1 protein-coding gene is annotated in these 409 nt (G+C 39.9%); it reads right to left on the reverse strand.

Annotated features, from left to right (window positions below):
• On the reverse strand, window positions 1-409 hold a 409-nt coding region (locus HZY83_RS08035; protein WP_255460167.1), incomplete at both ends, for a phosphate acyltransferase.

Consider the following 409-nt stretch of genomic DNA (forward strand, 5'->3'; position numbering starts at 1 on the left):
GAACAGGACCAACTGCATCATAACCACCTAAACGTTGTGCAATTTTATAGCCAATGTTACCTGCTTCAAGACTTGGGAAGATAAACACATTAGCGTCTCCTTGAATTTTAGCGCCAGGCGCTTTTTTCTCAGCTACACTAGGGACAATCGCAGCATCAAATTGGAATTCCCCATCAATCACAACATTTTCAATATTATCAGATTGAACTTTTTCTTGAGCTAATTTTAATGCTTCTTGAACTTTAGTCACGTCGTCTGATTTAGCAGAGCCCTTTGTAGAGAAGCTTAACATTGCTACTTTTGGTTCCATACCAAAGCTTAGTGCAGACTTAGCACTTTCTACAGCAATTTCAGCTAATCCTTGAGCATCTAATTCAGGGTTGATGGCACAGTCGCCGAAGATATATTG

It is taken from the genome of Gemella sp. GH3 (genome assembly GCF_013415425.1).
Taxonomy (GTDB): Bacteria; Bacillota; Bacilli; order Staphylococcales; family Gemellaceae; genus Gemelliphila.